At 53.4% G+C, this 14,907-nt stretch carries 13 protein-coding genes and 1 tRNA gene; 10 read left to right on the top strand and 4 right to left on the bottom strand.

The window, feature by feature from the left end:
* Window positions 1-13 precede the first annotated feature (13 nt).
* Together FD30_RS08085 and FD30_RS08080 are read left to right on the top strand one after the other, a co-directional pair.
* Window positions 14-430: a cupin domain-containing protein gene (locus FD30_RS08085; RefSeq protein ID WP_056944599.1), complete on the top strand. Its 417-nt coding sequence runs from the start codon at window positions 14-16 to the stop codon at window positions 428-430.
* Between the two features lie 2 nt (window positions 431-432).
* A complete protein-coding gene (locus tag FD30_RS08080; protein ID WP_024748073.1) occupies window positions 433-750 on the top strand; it encodes a carboxymuconolactone decarboxylase family protein in 318 nt (105 codons plus the stop codon).
* A 598-nt stretch (window positions 751-1,348) separates the two neighbouring features.
* Here FD30_RS08080 and FD30_RS08075 read toward each other — a convergent pair.
* The 3 genes from FD30_RS08075 to gntK all read right to left on the bottom strand — a co-directional run bounded on the left by FD30_RS08075 (window position 1,349) and on the right by gntK (window position 5,968).
* Window positions 1,349-2,626, bottom strand: a complete 1,278-nt coding sequence (locus FD30_RS08075) for an APC family permease (RefSeq protein ID WP_056944634.1) — start codon at window positions 2,624-2,626, stop codon at window positions 1,349-1,351.
* A gap of 264 nt (window positions 2,627-2,890) precedes the next feature.
* A complete protein-coding gene (locus FD30_RS08070; RefSeq protein ID WP_056944598.1) occupies window positions 2,891-4,249 on the bottom strand; it encodes a gluconate:H+ symporter in 1,359 nt (452 codons plus the stop codon).
* 165 nt (window positions 4,250-4,414) lie between these two features.
* A complete protein-coding gene (gntK, locus tag FD30_RS08065) occupies window positions 4,415-5,968 on the bottom strand; it encodes a gluconokinase (protein ID WP_056944597.1) in 1,554 nt (517 codons plus the stop codon).
* Window positions 5,969-6,279: 311 nt separating this feature from the next.
* On the opposite strand from gntK, the gene FD30_RS08060 reads away from it, so the two are divergent.
* Together FD30_RS08060 and FD30_RS08055 are read left to right on the top strand one after the other, a co-directional pair.
* Window positions 6,280-7,149, top strand: a complete 870-nt coding sequence (locus FD30_RS08060) for a MurR/RpiR family transcriptional regulator (RefSeq protein WP_056944596.1) — start codon at window positions 6,280-6,282, stop codon at window positions 7,147-7,149.
* Window positions 7,150-7,272: 123 nt separating this feature from the next.
* A complete protein-coding gene (locus tag FD30_RS08055; protein ID WP_225426497.1) occupies window positions 7,273-7,971 on the top strand; it encodes a GH25 family lysozyme in 699 nt (232 codons plus the stop codon).
* 143 nt (window positions 7,972-8,114) lie between these two features.
* On the opposite strand, the gene FD30_RS08050 is transcribed toward FD30_RS08055, so the two are convergent.
* Window positions 8,115-8,489: a DUF4828 domain-containing protein gene (locus FD30_RS08050; RefSeq protein WP_056944594.1), complete on the bottom strand. Its 375-nt coding sequence runs from the start codon at window positions 8,487-8,489 to the stop codon at window positions 8,115-8,117.
* 162 nt (window positions 8,490-8,651) lie between these two features.
* Here FD30_RS08050 and FD30_RS08045 point away from each other — a divergent pair, with 162 nt between their 5' ends.
* The 6 genes from FD30_RS08045 to FD30_RS08020 all read left to right on the top strand — a co-directional run bounded on the left by FD30_RS08045 (window position 8,652) and on the right by FD30_RS08020 (window position 14,637).
* A complete protein-coding gene (locus FD30_RS08045; protein WP_056944593.1) occupies window positions 8,652-9,656 on the top strand; it encodes a Gfo/Idh/MocA family protein in 1,005 nt (334 codons plus the stop codon).
* A gap of 14 nt (window positions 9,657-9,670) precedes the next feature.
* Entirely contained in the window at window positions 9,671-11,011 is a 1,341-nt protein-coding gene (locus FD30_RS08040) for a DEAD/DEAH box helicase (RefSeq protein WP_056944592.1), read from the top strand.
* Window positions 11,012-11,065: 54 nt separating this feature from the next.
* A tRNA-Arg gene (locus tag FD30_RS08035) sits at window positions 11,066-11,138 on the top strand.
* Window positions 11,139-11,645: 507 nt separating this feature from the next.
* Window positions 11,646-12,560: a serine hydrolase gene (locus FD30_RS08030; protein ID WP_147000041.1), complete on the top strand. Its 915-nt coding sequence runs from the start codon at window positions 11,646-11,648 to the stop codon at window positions 12,558-12,560.
* Between the two features lie 105 nt (window positions 12,561-12,665).
* Window positions 12,666-13,118, top strand: coding sequence for a universal stress protein (locus FD30_RS08025; protein ID WP_056944591.1), 453 nt, complete (start codon window positions 12,666-12,668; stop codon window positions 13,116-13,118).
* Between the two features lie 163 nt (window positions 13,119-13,281).
* Window positions 13,282-14,637 (top strand): gluconate:H+ symporter, encoded by a 1,356-nt coding sequence (locus tag FD30_RS08020; RefSeq protein WP_024748084.1) that lies wholly within the window; start codon window positions 13,282-13,284, stop codon window positions 14,635-14,637.
* Window positions 14,638-14,907: the final 270 nt, after the last annotated feature.

Below are 14,907 nucleotides of genomic sequence, written 5' to 3'. Positions count from 1 at the left end.
GGAGCGTTTTAAAATGGCTACTGAAAAAGATATGCAACAAAACACCTTTCCCATGGGTCCCAAGAATGACGCGTACGCGAAGTTCTTTACGGGTCAAAGCTATTTACAAGATCTAGTTCGTGATCCCGCCGTCAACGTTGGCGTGGGGAACGTGACGTTTGAACCCGGTTGCCGGAACAATTGGCACATCCACCACGACGGTTTCCAGATTTTACTGGTCACCGGTGGCGAAGGCTGGTACCAAGAAGCCGGTAAGCCCGCCCGGCACTTAGTTGCGGGCGATGTCGTGGTGACCCACGATGGCGTCAAGCACTGGCACGGGGCGACCAAGGACAGCTGGTTCTCCCACATCGCCATCACGGCCGGTACGCCGGAGTGGTTGGAACCGGTGTCGGATGAACAGTACGCTGCAGTAGAGGAGGATAAGTAATTATGGCTGAAAAACAAACCGCTGGTCGCGATAACTTAGGTGACTTTGCGCCCAAGTTCGCGGAATTGAACGACGACGTCTTATTCGGGGAAGTCTGGTCCCGCGAGGACAAAATGTCCGCCCACGACCGGAGCTTAATCACGGTCGCCAGTCTGATGACCCAAGGGGTGCCCCAACTGGAAGCACACATGAAGATTGCCAAGCAACACGGGGTCACCAAAGATGAGATGGTTGAACTGATCACCCACCTGGCCTTCTACACCGGCTGGCCTAAGGCATGGTCCGCTTTCGGCTTAGCTAAGCAAATTTACACCGATTAGCCTTTGGTTTAAACCGCAACGGTGGGCTGGTCAGCGCCTTACCGGGTGTGGATTCTTCACCACTAGGTCCTGGTATGGTGTGATGTGATAGTAACCACTAGTTTCCAATCTTTGTGAGCTTTAAGTCTAAATCTAGCCGCACATAAAAAGTTGTCCTCAGCATTTGAGGACAACTTTTTTGTGCTGCTTATGTTAGGTTGTGATGGTCATCCGCCTTACCGGGCGGCCAGCTAGGGCTGGAACGCAGTGGGCACCACTTCGAGCCAAAGAGCGGTCTCGAAGCTGGGCCTTTGACTAGGCCGACTGAGAAACGTCGTCCAAGTCAAATTTCACTGCTGAGCCCTAGCTGACCACCCTCACGGCTCACGTTAGCGCTAGAATGGTCTACTGCGTTAGGCATTGTCACGCCTCCACGTGAGGTCCCGCCAGCCGATAGGGCCCAGCCGGTGAAATTAGCGTTAGGCCAGCGGTTTTCTGGCCTTAGGCTAAGGCCGAGCTTTGAGATTCGCGGGTTTAGCGAAGCTCAAAGTCGTGCCCACTGGCGTCACGGCCCTGCCAATCGGCTGGTGGGACCGGATGACTTTCCACCATTTGGCATTTAGGACTTCTGTGTTGGTTGCCGGTGGTTTTGGTGCCAGAAGTAGACGGGGAGGCCTAAGAGGGTCAGGGCCAGACCCGTGGTGGCTAGGCCGGGTTCGGTGACTAGGGTGGTGACCAGGATGAACAGGCCGCCCAGTAAAGCCACTAGCGGAACCACGGGATACCCGGGAACGCGGTAGGGCCGGACCAGTTCCGGCTCACGGTGCCGTAACTTGAAGACCGCCACGAACAGCAGGCAGTTGAAGACCCACATCACGAAGACCAGCATGTCGGTCAAGAGGTCGAAGCTGCCCAGGATCATCATGATGAGCGCAATCCCGAACTGGACGCTCCCCGCAAAGAAGGGGACGTAGGTTCGTCGTGACAGGCGCCGGAAGTAGCGGGAGAACGGTAGGCTGTCCTCCTCCGCCATGGCGAAGGGCACTCGCATCCCGGTTAGGGTGTAGCCGTTGATGGCTCCGTAGACCGAGATCAGGATCCCGATGGTGACCAGTTTGCCACCTAGTTGGCCGAACAGCTGCATGGCCGCATCGGCCGCCGCGTTTTGGTTGCCCGCGATGGCGCTGATTGGGAGGGTCCGTAAGAAGACCAGGTTGACCAACGTGTAGATGATGGTGATGCCGGCCAGGCCTAAGACGATGGCCCGGGGAAGGTCGCGTTCGGGGTGCTTCATCTCACCGGCGATGTTCCCGATGCTGATCCACCCGTCGTAAGCGAACATGGTGGCCAGAAGACTCGAACTAAAGGCGTGACCCCACCCGATGTGCTGGCCGGTCGCAATTGGCCACCAGGCAAAATGGGTCGTGGCGGGGGCGAACAGCCCTAGAATCACGATGACGGCGATGGGAATCAATTTAAAGACCAGGGCCACCGATTGGACCCGGCCCCCGACCTTGGCGCCCAGGAAGTTCAACCCGGTGATGCTTAGGCCACAAAGAATGGCGACGGGGAGTTTCCAGGCTACTGGGAGTTGGAACAAGGCCACGAATTGAACGCCGAAGATGATGGAGAGCGCGGCGATGTTGGCGGGGTAGTAGACCAGAATCTGTGCCCAGCCCATCAAGAAGCCCACGGGTTTTCCGTAGGCGTACTCCAAGTACCGCATGGCACCGCCGGTTCGGGGAATCGCGGCGGCCAGTTCTGCGCTGGTCAACCCGGCGCAGATGGTCAGCAGGCCCCCCAGGACCCAGGCCAGAAGGGTCATGTTGGCGGAGTGGTTCGCGGCCACCACGCTGGCGGTCTTGAAGAAGACACCGCCTCCGATCACGGTGCCCATGACCGTTGCCAATGCGGTGAATGTGCCGATTTCACGGCGTAATGCCTTTGCCAAAGTAAAAGCCTCTTCTCTCTAAAGATGCGCTTTCAGTGGTCCCGTTAAACGCAAAAGACCAGTGAAAATCGCTGATTCAACCATTATAGCACAGTGATGGTGGGGGAGAAAAAAGCGCCAGACGTGGTCCAATAGTGGGGGAGAATCTCAACGCAAAAAACCGCCACCCACCAAAGTGGGCAGCGGTCCAAACAGTAACACGCAAGTTAATTAGTGGAAAGCCATGTTCAAGAGCATGACGATGGCTAACCCGACAACGGCGATGATGGTTTCCAGCACCGTCCAGATTCCTAACGTTTGCTTAACGGTCAAATCGAAGTATTCCCGGAACATCCAGAACCCGGCATCGTTGACGTGAGAAGCGGCTAAGGAACCAGCACCGATGGCCAGAACCATCAGGGCAGGGTCAACACCGGCTTGCGCCATCAATGGGGCTACGATTCCGGCGGCCGTTAATGCGGACACCGTTGCGGAACCCAAGGCCACCCGGAGAACGACGGCGACTAACCAACCCAGAACTAATGGAGACATGCTGGAGTTGATGAAGATCTTGGCAACTTCTTTACCAACGCCACCGTCGATGAGGACTTGCTTGAAGGCCCCACCACCACCGATAACTAACAGCAGCATCGCGATGGACTTAACCGCATTTTCCAAGGTTTCCATGATGTCAGAGGTCTTACGCTTCCGGCCCCAACCCATGGTGAACATAGCAACGATCAGTGAAATCAGCATGGCCATGGCTGGGTCACCGATCAAGGCAATGATCTGGTCCAGCATCGTGGCGTTCTTGGTAGGGGTAGCCCCACCGTCAACGGTCATCTTGTAGATGGTGGTGATCGCCATCAAGATAACGGGGAAGAGGGAAGTCAGAACGGATAATCCAAAGCTAGGGGCTTCGGAAGGCTTGAAGGTCTTGACTTCACCCAAGGAAGACAAGTTCCCTTTTTGAGCAAAGGCACCTGGTGCGAACTTGCGAGCCAACTTGGTGAAGAGTGGGCCGGCAATGATGGCACAAGGAATCGCAACAACTAACCCGAATAACAGGACCTTCCCGTCGTTAGCGTTTAAAACGGCGGAGATGGCAACTGGTGCCGGGTGAGGTGGTAAGAACCCGTGGGTAACGGACAGTGCGGCGGCCATTGAAATCCCTAAGTAGAGAATTGGCACATCGGCTTCAATCGCAATCGCGAAGACGATTGGAATCAACAGAACCATCCCGACTTCGAAGAATAGCGCAATCCCAATGATGAATGATGCAAGCATAATGGCAATTTGCAGGCGCTTTTTTCCGAATTTATCGATCAAGGTCGTGGCAATCACGTAAGCCCCACCGGCGTCGGCAACTAACCGACCCAGCATCGCTCCGAAACCAAAGACTAAGGACAACTCACCGAGTTGACTCCCAATCCCATCTTCGATCGTGGTCATGATCTTCGTCAGGTTCATCCCCAAAAGGATGGCCGTTAAGACGGAGGTCAAAATTAAGGAAACAAAGGTGTTCATCTTGAATTTAATAATGAGAACTAACAGGAAGATGACCCCAATAACAAGTGCTATAAGTTCCATGTTAAGTAAGCCCTTTCATTTTTTGAATTTTGAAAAGCCAACGTGTAAACGTTGACTTCTCAATAAGTGACTACAGTATACTCGATGAAAACGGTTTTGTATAGTGAAAATCTAGAGAAATTTAAGAAATTAGTCTTAGTTTTTCAGAAAAGCTAACCAGTTAAACTATTTTTCCTTGGAAACTTGTTGTGGGTGTTTCCGTTGGAACTCGGCAATGTTCTTGTATTCAGATTGTAATTGCCGACTTAACCGGATGTAAATTGGAACCAGCGTCCGGTAAGCTTCGTAGGTCTCTGGGTTTGGATGGTGGACGTTAGCGACCCCGATGAAGTTCTTGACTTCTGACAAGTCGTCGATCAACCCTAAGGCGTACATCCCTAACGTTGCAGCCCCTAAGGCCGTTCCTTCAGGACTTTCAGGAATCGTCACGTCTTGTTCGAAGATGTCCGCTAACATTTGACGCCAGAGCGCAGAGCGGGCGAACCCACCAGTGGCCTGGATGCTAGATGGCTTGCCGACAACTTCTTCCAAGGCCAGCATGACCGTGTAAAGGTTGTAGACGATACCTTCCAGGGCAGCCCGAACCATGTGGGCCCGAGAGTGGGTCCGCGTCAGACCGAAGAAGGAACCCCGAGCGTTGGCATCCCAGATTGGGGCCCGTTCGCCACCTAAGAATGGGTGGAAAATCAGCCCGTCGGAACCGGCAGGGACCTTGGAGGCGATTTCCGTCAACAGGTCGTAAGAATCGACTTGCATCTGTTCCGCCGTAATCTTTTCTGGTGCGAAGAGTTGGTCGCGGACCCAACGGAAGACGATCCCACCGTTGTTGACCGGACCACCAACGACCCAGTGGTCTTTAGACAGGTAGTAGCAGAAGACCCGGCCCTTAGGGTCGATCTTCGGCTTGTCGGTAACCACCCGAACGGCACCGGAAGTCCCGATGGTGACGGCAACGACACCAGGGGTGATCGCATCGACCCCTAAGTTTGCCAGTGGGCCGTCAGAAGCGCCCATAACGAATGGCGTCTTAGGATCCATGCCAATCACACCAGCGTAATCCTGGTTCATGCCAGAAATCTGGTCGGTGGTGTCCACTAACTTCGGCAGTTGGTCCCGGGTAATGCCGGCAACTTCCAAGGCTTGGTCGTCCCAGTCCATCTTGAAGATGTTGAACAGACCCGTAGCGTTAGCGATGGAGTAGTCTTCTTGCAACGTTCCGAATAACTTGTAGATGACGTATTCCTTGATGCCGACGAACCACCGTGCTTGCTTGAACAGGTCTGGCTTTTCGTTGCGTAACCAGATCAACTTGCTCAGTGGCGTCATAGGGTGAATTGGTGTCCCGGTCTTTTCGTAAAGTTGTTTCCCAACGCCATTTTCCCGTAACTCGTCGGCGTACTTAACGGCCCGGTTGTCGGCCCAAGTGATGGCCCGCGTCAATGGCTTGTGGTTCTCGTCCAGTAAGATCAAGCTGTGCATGGCAGCTGAGAAGGAGACCCCGTGTAATTGACCATCCTTTAAGTCCGCTTTACGCATGACCGTGGTCAGACCATCGATGATGGCTGAGAAGATTTCATCTGGATCTTCTTCCGCCATATCCGGCACATCTTGGTACAGGGGGTACAGGTTGTTGGAGTAACCCTGCATCTTGCCCTTCGTGTCATACAGTACGGTCTTAACACTGGTCGTTCCAATGTCGACACCAATCATGTAATCCATTAAAATTCATCCTTTCGTAACTTCAGTCCGGGCGACCAGCCCCATCACGTTCAATGGCTCTCGTCGTTGAGACGAGTAACTTTCGCCCAATAACTAATTTGACTTAATTATCTTACTTCGTAAACGCTACCATGATATTAACTAGTGGGCCCGCTGAAATCAAGCATTGCCCCTTGATAATCAATTGGGGACCAGTTCAGTGAACGAAAGGGACCCCTTAATAGCAACGAAGACCATTATATGTAAAAAAGTTTCACATTTCAAGGGGGTTGCTGTAAAATATTTACAGAGAAATTAATAAACGAAGGGTGATGGTGACGATCGCACGCTCAGCACTGGGGAAACTACGGGCGACTTACGACAGTTTATCCGCAACAGAAAAGAAAATTGCACAGCTTGCCTTGAACAGTCCATCGACGGTAAGTGAGATGACGATTCGGGAACTGGCGAGTGCGGCGGGCGCGTCGACGGCCTCCATCTCCCGGTTCGTCAAACGGTTGGGGTACACGAACTACCGAGAATTCTCGATGGAGTTGGGCCACGTGGTGGTCAACGACGCCCAAGAGGGCAGCAAGTTATTCAAAGAATTGGCCGAAGGGGACTCGTTGGGCACCATCGCCAACAAGGTCTTTCATTCCTCGATGGCTTCGTTAACGGCGACCAATGACGCGTTAAACGAAAATGACATGGCCCGGGCCGTGATCAAACTGATCAACGCCAAGACCGTGACGTTCTTTGGCCTGGGCGGGTCCGCTATCGCCGCATTAGACGGGTACCATAAGTTCGTCCGGACCTCGTTGAACGTGACCTACCACCCGGATTACGACATCCAGTTGATGCAGGCCTCCAAGATGACCGATAAGGATTGTGCCGTGGTAATCTCGCATTCGGGGAAGAATCAAGAAACCATGCATATCGTTCGTGAATTGACGGCGAACCAGGTGCCCATCATTGGAATCACCAGTTATAGCGGGTCACCGTTGTCCCGAGCGTCATCGGTCACGTTTTTGTCGCTGACCGATGAGATCAAGTACCGTTCCGAGGGAATGTACTCACTGATGTCCCAATTGGCCATCCTGGATAGCCTCTTCATGATGACGGTCCTCCGGAGCTCATCGCGGACGCAACCGATCCTGATGCACGTCCGTGACGTGATCGAACGAACTCGCGAGGAACCTTAAGCCCGGTCATGGTATAATATAGCGCAAAGAGATTTGTGAGGAACGGTGACCAGGGTGAGACGACGCGATTATCAGCCTATATATGAAGACACGTTTCGACGTCGACGTTGGTGGCACCGCGTCGTGGTCCTTTTAATCGCCCTATTATTAGGTGGATTCGGGACCTGGGGCTGGCACCAGTGGCAACAGTATCACGCGGCCCAACTGGCCCAGTTCCCGATTCGCGGGGTGTCGATCAATCAGGATAGCGGGTACCTGGACTTCCAGCAGCTAGCCAAGCACCACCAGTTCGTCTACCTGCAAGCGACTTCTGGGGCAACCTATTCTGACGACGACTTCAGTAACAATTACTCGCGTTCGCAGGGGGCTAGTATGAAGGTCGGTGTGGTGCACACGTTTAGCTTCACCAGCTCGGCGAAGCGTCAGTACGCACACTTCTCCCAGATTGTGGGCAACGAGACGGGAACCCTACCAATCGTGGTCAACGTGGCCTATTACGACCAGTTCAATAGTGATAATCAGTCAATGGCGAAGCAGGGTCAGAAACTAAAGGCGTTGGTCACCCGGCTGGAGAATACTTACCAGCAAGGGGTGATCATCCAGGCCAAGCAGGCGGTCTTGACCCAGTTCGTCCGACCAGCCTTACCGCACCAAGCGGAGTGGGTCGTGGACGGCAAGCTGCAACACTACGCGTCACCGGTGCAGTTGATTGAGTATGACGCCACCGGCCGCTTGACCCAGAGTGGTCAGTCGCAGGCCGTGGGGTTATCAGTCTTCAACGGGACCCGGCGCCAGTGGGCCACCTTCAGCCATGATGACTAGGGTTGGACTTAAGACAGACTAATCGTAGTGGCCGTCCGAAACAGCCCCTAACATTAAAACCAATTAAAGACAAGTGTAAAAGGCCCTCTTTCTACCGGCTAATCCGGCGAGAAAGAAGGCCTTTTTTTAGGTGTGCTTTAGCATTAAGGGGTGGGGGGTTCAATCGCGTGGACGGTGTAAGTACAATCGTCCGCTTCGTCGAAGAAGGAGACCGGTCGCTGCTCGTTGGCGTGGATCACTAAGTGGTACCCGAACTTGTCCTGGAACGTTAGTTGGTGTTCGTTGAGTTCCTGAACGGTAACTTCTAGAGCGCGCCCATCGATACGAATATCCAGGTTGGGACTGATCTCTAACCGGTGCTGGCGCTGATTGTGCGGGTCCACGAACTGCCAAGTTCCCGCGTAGAAGAGCGGCGAGGACTCGTTAGGTTGTGACTGTTGTTTTTTGCGAAGTGAAAAGCCACCGGTCAGTCCGGCGAGCAGCGATAGTCCAAATAAAGCAATTTCCCGACTTTTCACCGGTATCCCCCCTTAAATTACTTGTTAGTCCCAATATAACATTTTTAGCCGCAGAAACCACGGCCCGACACTGGCTTTTTTAAGAAAATTAAAGTCCACGCTATGCCTGGTCCGGTGGGACTGTTAAAATAAAGGCAATCAGATAAAATGGAGGGATGCGCCATGATTCGAATCGGAACGGTCGGGACCAACTGGATCACCCAGCAACTGGTCGAAGCACTTGCGTTGTCGGGGAAGTATACGTTAGCGGGGGTGTATTCGCGGCACGCGGAGACCGCCCAGACCTTTGCGGCTAAAAACCACGCAGAAGCCGGGTACACCGACTATCAGGAGATGTTGACCAATGCTAAGTTGGACGTGGTCTATATTGCCTCGCCCAATAGCCTGCACTTCGAGCAAGCCTTAGCCGCGATTCAGCGGGATATCTCGGTGATCGTGGAGAAACCGGCGGTCAGCAACGAAGACGAGATGACGGCGTTGATGGCCACGCTGACCAAGCACCCCAACGTGCGGTTCTTCGAAGCGGCCCGCAACGTGCACACGCCGAACTTCCAGGCTCTGCAACAGGCGGTCGCTGAGTTGCCTACGGTCCAGGGCGCGTCGCTGACTTATATGAAGTATTCGTCCCGTTACGACCAAGTTTTAGCGGGGCAACGGCCCAACGTCTTTACCAAGACCTTCTCGGGTGGGGCGCTGCAAGATTTAGGGGTCTACCCGATCTATCTGGCCGTGGCGCTGTTCGGTCAACCCGCTAACGTGGCGTACTTCCCGACACTGATTGCGACGGGCGCCGACGGGAAGGGCTTGGCCGTCTTACGGTACGGAGACTTTGACGTGACGGTCAGCTTTGGTAAGACCAGCAACTCGTACAGCTGGTCGGAGATCTATGGGTTGAAGGAGACGCTGAGTGTCGATAGTGCCGGGGAACTGACGCAGGTCGCGCGACACGCGGCTGATGGTCAGGTCGTGGACTTGACCCAACCTGCCTTGGCCAACCCAATGTTACCGGAAGTAGAAGACTTCGCGCGGGTCTTACAGGCCCCCGAAGAGGCACAAAACATGGGCGATTATCGCCGGTGGTTACGCTGGAGTCAACAGGTCAACCAGGTCCTATACGCATTGCGGGTCACGGCCAACCTACGCTTTCCAGCTGACGAAAACGACTAAAAAAGAGGAAAATTATGTTAGAACAGTATCAAGCACATTTTAAAGCTCTGGGCTACACAGAACCCACGGCGATTCAAACGGCCGTGTACGGCCCACTAGCGGGCGACCAGAACGTCTTAGGCCTGGCGCCTACGGGTTCCGGGAAGACGGTCGCCTTCACCTTGCCAGCTTTGGCGAACCTATTGCCAGGCGACGGGACCCAACTCCTAGTGCTCGAACCCTCCCAAGAGCTGGCGATTCAGACCAGTCGGGTGATGCGCGACTGGGCCAAGTTGTTGGATTTGAAGGTCGCCGCTTTGACCGGTGGGGCCAACGTCAAACGGCAGACTGAACGGTTAAAAAAGCGGCCCGAAGTCGTGGTAGCGACACCGGGGCGGCTCTTGAACCTGATTCAGGACCGTAAACTTAAGACGCACTTGGTCTCCCTGATCATCATTGATGAGGCCGATGATCTCTTGACCGGAGAGACGTTGGAGACTGTGCGGGCGGTGGCTCAAGCGGCCCCCGCAGACGTCCAACTGGGCTTCTTTTCCGCGACGGATACGCCAATCTTACACGAATTAGAGAAGTGGTTCGGTCAGACCGTCGAACGGATCGACGTCCGGGAACAGGACCAGACGCAGGGCCCCGTTCAGCACGGCCTGTTACAGATTGGAATGGGCAAGCGTGACCAGATGCTGAAGCGTCTCTTAGCGATTCCGAACTTCCGGGCACTGGTCTTCTTCAAGCAAGCCAACACCCTGAAGCATACGGCCGCTAAGTTCTACCACGACCACGTCTCGGCCACCAGTCTGACCAGTGATCTGCGGCAGGTGCAACGGGAGAAAGCCTTACAGGACTTCCGCCAAGGGCGCACACGACTCTTATTGACCACGGACGTTGCGGCGCGGGGGTTGGATATCCCTAAGCTACCGGCCGTGATCAACTATGACCTGCCATCGACGGTGAACGAATACGTCCACCGGGCGGGGCGGACCGGCCGAATGGGCGAACCGGGCCAGGTCATCAACCTAGGTGACGACCACGATTTGCGGGACTTGAAGAAGCTCTTGCGCGAGACCGAGTACCAGTTGGTCCCCATCTACTTCCAGAACAAGGCACTGACTACCGAACGGCCCGTAGCGGTCAAGCCTCAAGAAAAGAAACCGGAATCGGCGACGGCGACCACGGCGACCCTATCAGGCCAACCAGCAGTTAAAACTCAGGCACCGCGGGCCAACGGGGCGACTGGCCAACCGGCTAAGGTCACGGAACCAGCCGCAGCTAAGAAGAAATCTAAGAAGCATAAGAACCGACATAACAAGAACAAGGGGATGCGCAAAAAGTGGCGCGACCGGGATGCGGCACACGATTAGCATCTTTACAATTAAAACAATCCATGGCATGATTAATGGTGGATTGTTTTTTATGGCCCCATAGCACAACTGGATAGGGCATCCGCCTCCTAAGCGGCTGATCCCGGTTCGAGTCCGGGTGGGGTCAATTCGAGATAACCAGACCGTCTTCATCCACGGGATGGGACGCAGCTTAAAAGAGCTTCTTTCAAATGGTCAATTCATTTGAAAGAAGCTCTTTTTTGACGGAATCAGGCCGGTGTCGCGGGAAGCGCCAGGGCCAGGGTGGCCCCGATAGCGATAATGGCAAGTACGATAATCAGGAGTTTCTTAAACATCATGTCACCTTCTTAGAAAAACTTGACGATTTAAAGGAGAAATTACTTAACGATTGGAACGGGTCAAACAATATATAATAGAAGTAATCTTAGAATAACTTTTTTGCTTGCGGGTAAATCGCGCTATACTATTCAATAGACAGTAAAGTTTTGCAACCTAATGATTAGGCCTAAAAGAGAACTTGGCAACTGGCAAACTGGTTTTCCGCAGCTGACTTGATGATAGCACATTAGGTCCGATTGATGGCCGGTGATGCAGAACTGGATGTGCCTAGAAAGGGAGGTGCGGGCACCACTAGCGGGATGCCCGAAATGCAATGAAGATTCGAAGATTAGTCGGGTGCCTATTCGTATTGGTGGTCATGGTTAGTGGCGGCGGACTCTGGTATCACCTAACGCGACCGGTGGCCGGGGCGACCGTCCACCGTGCGGCGGCGTCGCCAAAGCACACGAAACAGACGACCAAGCCTCGTGCGACCGCAACCACCCCGCGGCGAACCCTGACGACCCGGCAAAAAGCCCGGTTGACCCAGCAAATCAAACGCGATATGCGGGGTATCGGTGGGCGCTGGTCCGTTCAGGTGACCCGGCTCACGAAGCCGACCGTGACCCTGAAGACGGGGAATCACGCCGTCAAGCGTCAACGCGCGGCCAGCACCATCAAGCTGTACATCATGCTGGCTATTTTTCAACAACACCAGCAGGGGAAACTTCCCCTGACGGCGGCCACCCGGCAGGCCCTACAACGGATGATCTACAATTCCGATAATGCGGCGGCCAACCAGCTGATTGCAACGGCGGGAGGCTTGAAGTCCGTTAACCGGGTGATTCGGCAGCACCACTTTACCCAAACCGTCTTGGGTCGCCATCTGATGGATACGCGGGCGTTACAACGCGGTCACGATAACTGGACCTCGGTGCGGGACTTGAGCCGCTTCTTGACGTTACTTAGCCAGCATCGGTTGTTGGGAAGGACCGCCGACCGGCAGATGTTGGCGTTACTGCACCATTGCCGCAACCATTCCAAGCTGCCGTTGCGGGTCACCCACGCACAGGTCTACAACAAGACCGGTGAGTACCCGGATCTGGGGGTCCAAAATGACGCGGCCCTGTTTAAGACCACCAGTGGTCAAAAAATAGTGATCGTAGTGCTGAGTCAGGGGAGTCACGCTGCCCGCCAGTACCCGGCCATGAACCGGTTGGGACAGGACTTGGTGCACCGTCTGCGGTAAGGGAAATGATTCCTGCTAGCGTTTGGTTCTAGCGGGCGGATTTTTCCTGATTTTCCTGTATAATGGAGACGGTTACTTAAAACATCTCGAGGAGGTTGGATAGGCATGGATGACACACAATCAATGAATCCAAAGAAGTTCAAACGTATTCTAGTAGGGGTGGATGATTCACCGGATGCTCAATTGGCCTTCCGGTATGCCATGAACCGGGCCAAGTCGGACCAAGCGCAACTGGTAATCTGCTCAGTCTTAGAGTCTGACAACATGAACATTTACCAGGCCCTCAGCAAGGATTACGTGCACGGGAAGCGCGACGACCTGTACGACCACTTACAACAGTACAAGAATCTGGCCGAACGGGTCGGACTGACCGACGTTAAGGTCGTGATTGGGGAAGGCGACCCTGGCGAAACGATTGTTAAGTCAATTATTCCTGCCGTCAAACCCGATTTATTGGTCGTCGGATCGTTGTCTAAGGGTGGCGTTCGCAAATATTTTGGGAGTCAGGCGGCCTATATGGCAAAATATTCTCCAATCTCTGTAATGATTGTCCGGTAACGTTTTCACGGTGCTTTCATAATAAAATTGAAAATTATATTCAGGTAAACGCTTGAATCCCGAAAAAAAGTTTCATACAATAGGCCTTATGCAAAGTGATTGAAATTAATTTCGGCAGATTGATTTTATCAGAATCGAGCATAAGAAAAGAGAGAAAAAGAATATGCAGTTTGTGATTTTGCTTTTGGGTATTTTACTTCTGCTTTTCCTGATTATTCGGGTGAAGTTAAACACCTTTGTTTCCCTAATTGCGACGTCCATTTTAGTTGCATTAGGACTGGGGATGAACCCCGCTAATATTGCGGATTCCATTAAAAATGGGATCGGTAGCTCAATGGGTGAGCTGATCATCGTCTTTGGATTTGGTGCGATGATTGGCCGACTAGTTTCTGACGCAGGGGGTTCTTACCGGATCGCGCGAACGCTGATCAACGTCTTCGGGAAGAAACGGTTGCAAGTTGCTATCGTGATTGCCTCGTTTATGATCGGAATTTCCCTGTTGTTCGAAGTCGGGTTAGTTCTGGTTACGCCCATTGTGTTCGCCGTTGCGCTGGAAGCCGACGTGCCATTCCTCTATCTGGGGATTTCGATGGCCGCGGCCCTCTCGGCGACGCAAGGATTCTTACCACCACAACCATCGCCAACCGCCGTTGCGACGGCCTTGGGCGCCAACGTGGGGGAAATGCTGTTAATCGGGATCATCGTTGCGATTCCTTGTGTGATCGTTGCGGGTCCTATCTGGACGCGGGTCATCAAGAAGTTCAGTCCCGAATTATTCGTAGTCAAGAAGTCCTTACCTGCCTTCGGTGAAGTGAAGGAATTCGACTTAAAAGAAACGCCAGGATTTGGGATGTCCGTCTTGACTTCCCTGTTCCCAGTGGTCTTCATGGCGTTAGCGACGATTTACCAAATGGTCGCTAACGGCGGGACGGCACCGAAGAATCCGCATGGATTGGATGCCGTGATCACGATGGTCGGAAACCCCGTCATCGCGATGGTCATCGCCTTACTGTTCGCTATCTGGTCCATGGGGATTCACCGGGGCCGTTCGATGAAGCAGATCAGTGGGACTTTGGAATCCGCTATCAAGTCGATTGCCATGTTACTGATGGTTATCGCCGGTGGGTCTGCCTTCAAGCAAGTGCTGATCGACGGTGGTGTCGGGAAAGCCGTTCAAGACTTAATGTCTAGCTCCAAGATGTCACCAATCGTATTGGCTTGGTTGATTACGGTGATCTTACGGGTCTCATTGGGGTCCGCAACGGTCTCCGGGATGACTGCCGCCGGATTGATTACACCGTTGATGCACACCTTAGGTGCCGACCCAGTCATGATTGCCTTAGCTATCGGAGCTGGTTCATTAGCCGCTTCGCACGTTAACGATGCTGGTTTCTGGATGTTCTCTGAATACTTTGACTTGAGTGTTAAGGATACGTTCAAGGTCTGGACCACGTTGGAAACGGTGATCTCAATCGTCGGTCTGCTAATGGTTCTGTTAATGAATATGTTGTTCCACTAAACAACTAAGCAAAGGACTACCCCGCGGGGTGGTCCTTTTTTACTTGGCTGCATCGTGTGGATCATCGCCTTGCCGGGCGGCCAGACAGGGCTGCGCTAGGTATCGTTAACCAATTAGGTAGCTTTTGTCTTGACTGACAATTCTGAATTTATCCAGCCTACGATTCTAAGACTCGCTGGCAAACTACTTTTAGTTTCAAGCTGGATTTCGAATCATTGTATGGTGGTTCATGTCGTACTGTTTGGGAGAAGGTAGCTGTCATAGGGTCAT

Source organism: Levilactobacillus namurensis DSM 19117, from assembly GCF_001434785.1.
Lineage (GTDB): Bacteria > Bacillota > Bacilli > Lactobacillales > Lactobacillaceae > Levilactobacillus > Levilactobacillus namurensis.
This window is presented reverse-complemented; position numbering and strand designations above follow the sequence as displayed.

Excerpts from the sequence above, each read along its gene's own strand:
- FD30_RS08085 (WP_056944599.1), top strand. The coding sequence starts at position 14 with ATGGCTACTGAAAAAGATATGCAACAAAACACCTTTCCCATGGGTCCC.
- FD30_RS08080 (WP_024748073.1), top strand. The coding sequence starts at position 433 with ATGGCTGAAAAACAAACCGCTGGTCGCGATAACTTAGGTGACTTTGCG.
- FD30_RS08075 (WP_056944634.1), bottom strand. The coding sequence starts at position 2,626 with ATGGGCACCGTGATCGGAGGCGGTGTCTTCTTCAAGACCGCCAGCGTG.
- FD30_RS08070 (WP_056944598.1), bottom strand. The coding sequence starts at position 4,249 with ATGGAACTTATAGCACTTGTTATTGGGGTCATCTTCCTGTTAGTTCTC.
- gntK (WP_056944597.1), bottom strand. The coding sequence starts at position 5,968 with ATGGATTACATGATTGGTGTCGACATTGGAACGACCAGTGTTAAGACC.
- FD30_RS08060 (WP_056944596.1), top strand. The coding sequence starts at position 6,280 with ATGGTGACGATCGCACGCTCAGCACTGGGGAAACTACGGGCGACTTAC.
- FD30_RS08045 (WP_056944593.1), top strand. The coding sequence starts at position 8,652 with ATGATTCGAATCGGAACGGTCGGGACCAACTGGATCACCCAGCAACTG.
- FD30_RS08040 (WP_056944592.1), top strand. The coding sequence starts at position 9,671 with ATGTTAGAACAGTATCAAGCACATTTTAAAGCTCTGGGCTACACAGAA.
- FD30_RS08030 (WP_147000041.1), top strand. The coding sequence starts at position 11,646 with ATGAAGATTCGAAGATTAGTCGGGTGCCTATTCGTATTGGTGGTCATG.
- FD30_RS08025 (WP_056944591.1), top strand. The coding sequence starts at position 12,666 with ATGGATGACACACAATCAATGAATCCAAAGAAGTTCAAACGTATTCTA.
- FD30_RS08020 (WP_024748084.1), top strand. The coding sequence starts at position 13,282 with ATGCAGTTTGTGATTTTGCTTTTGGGTATTTTACTTCTGCTTTTCCTG.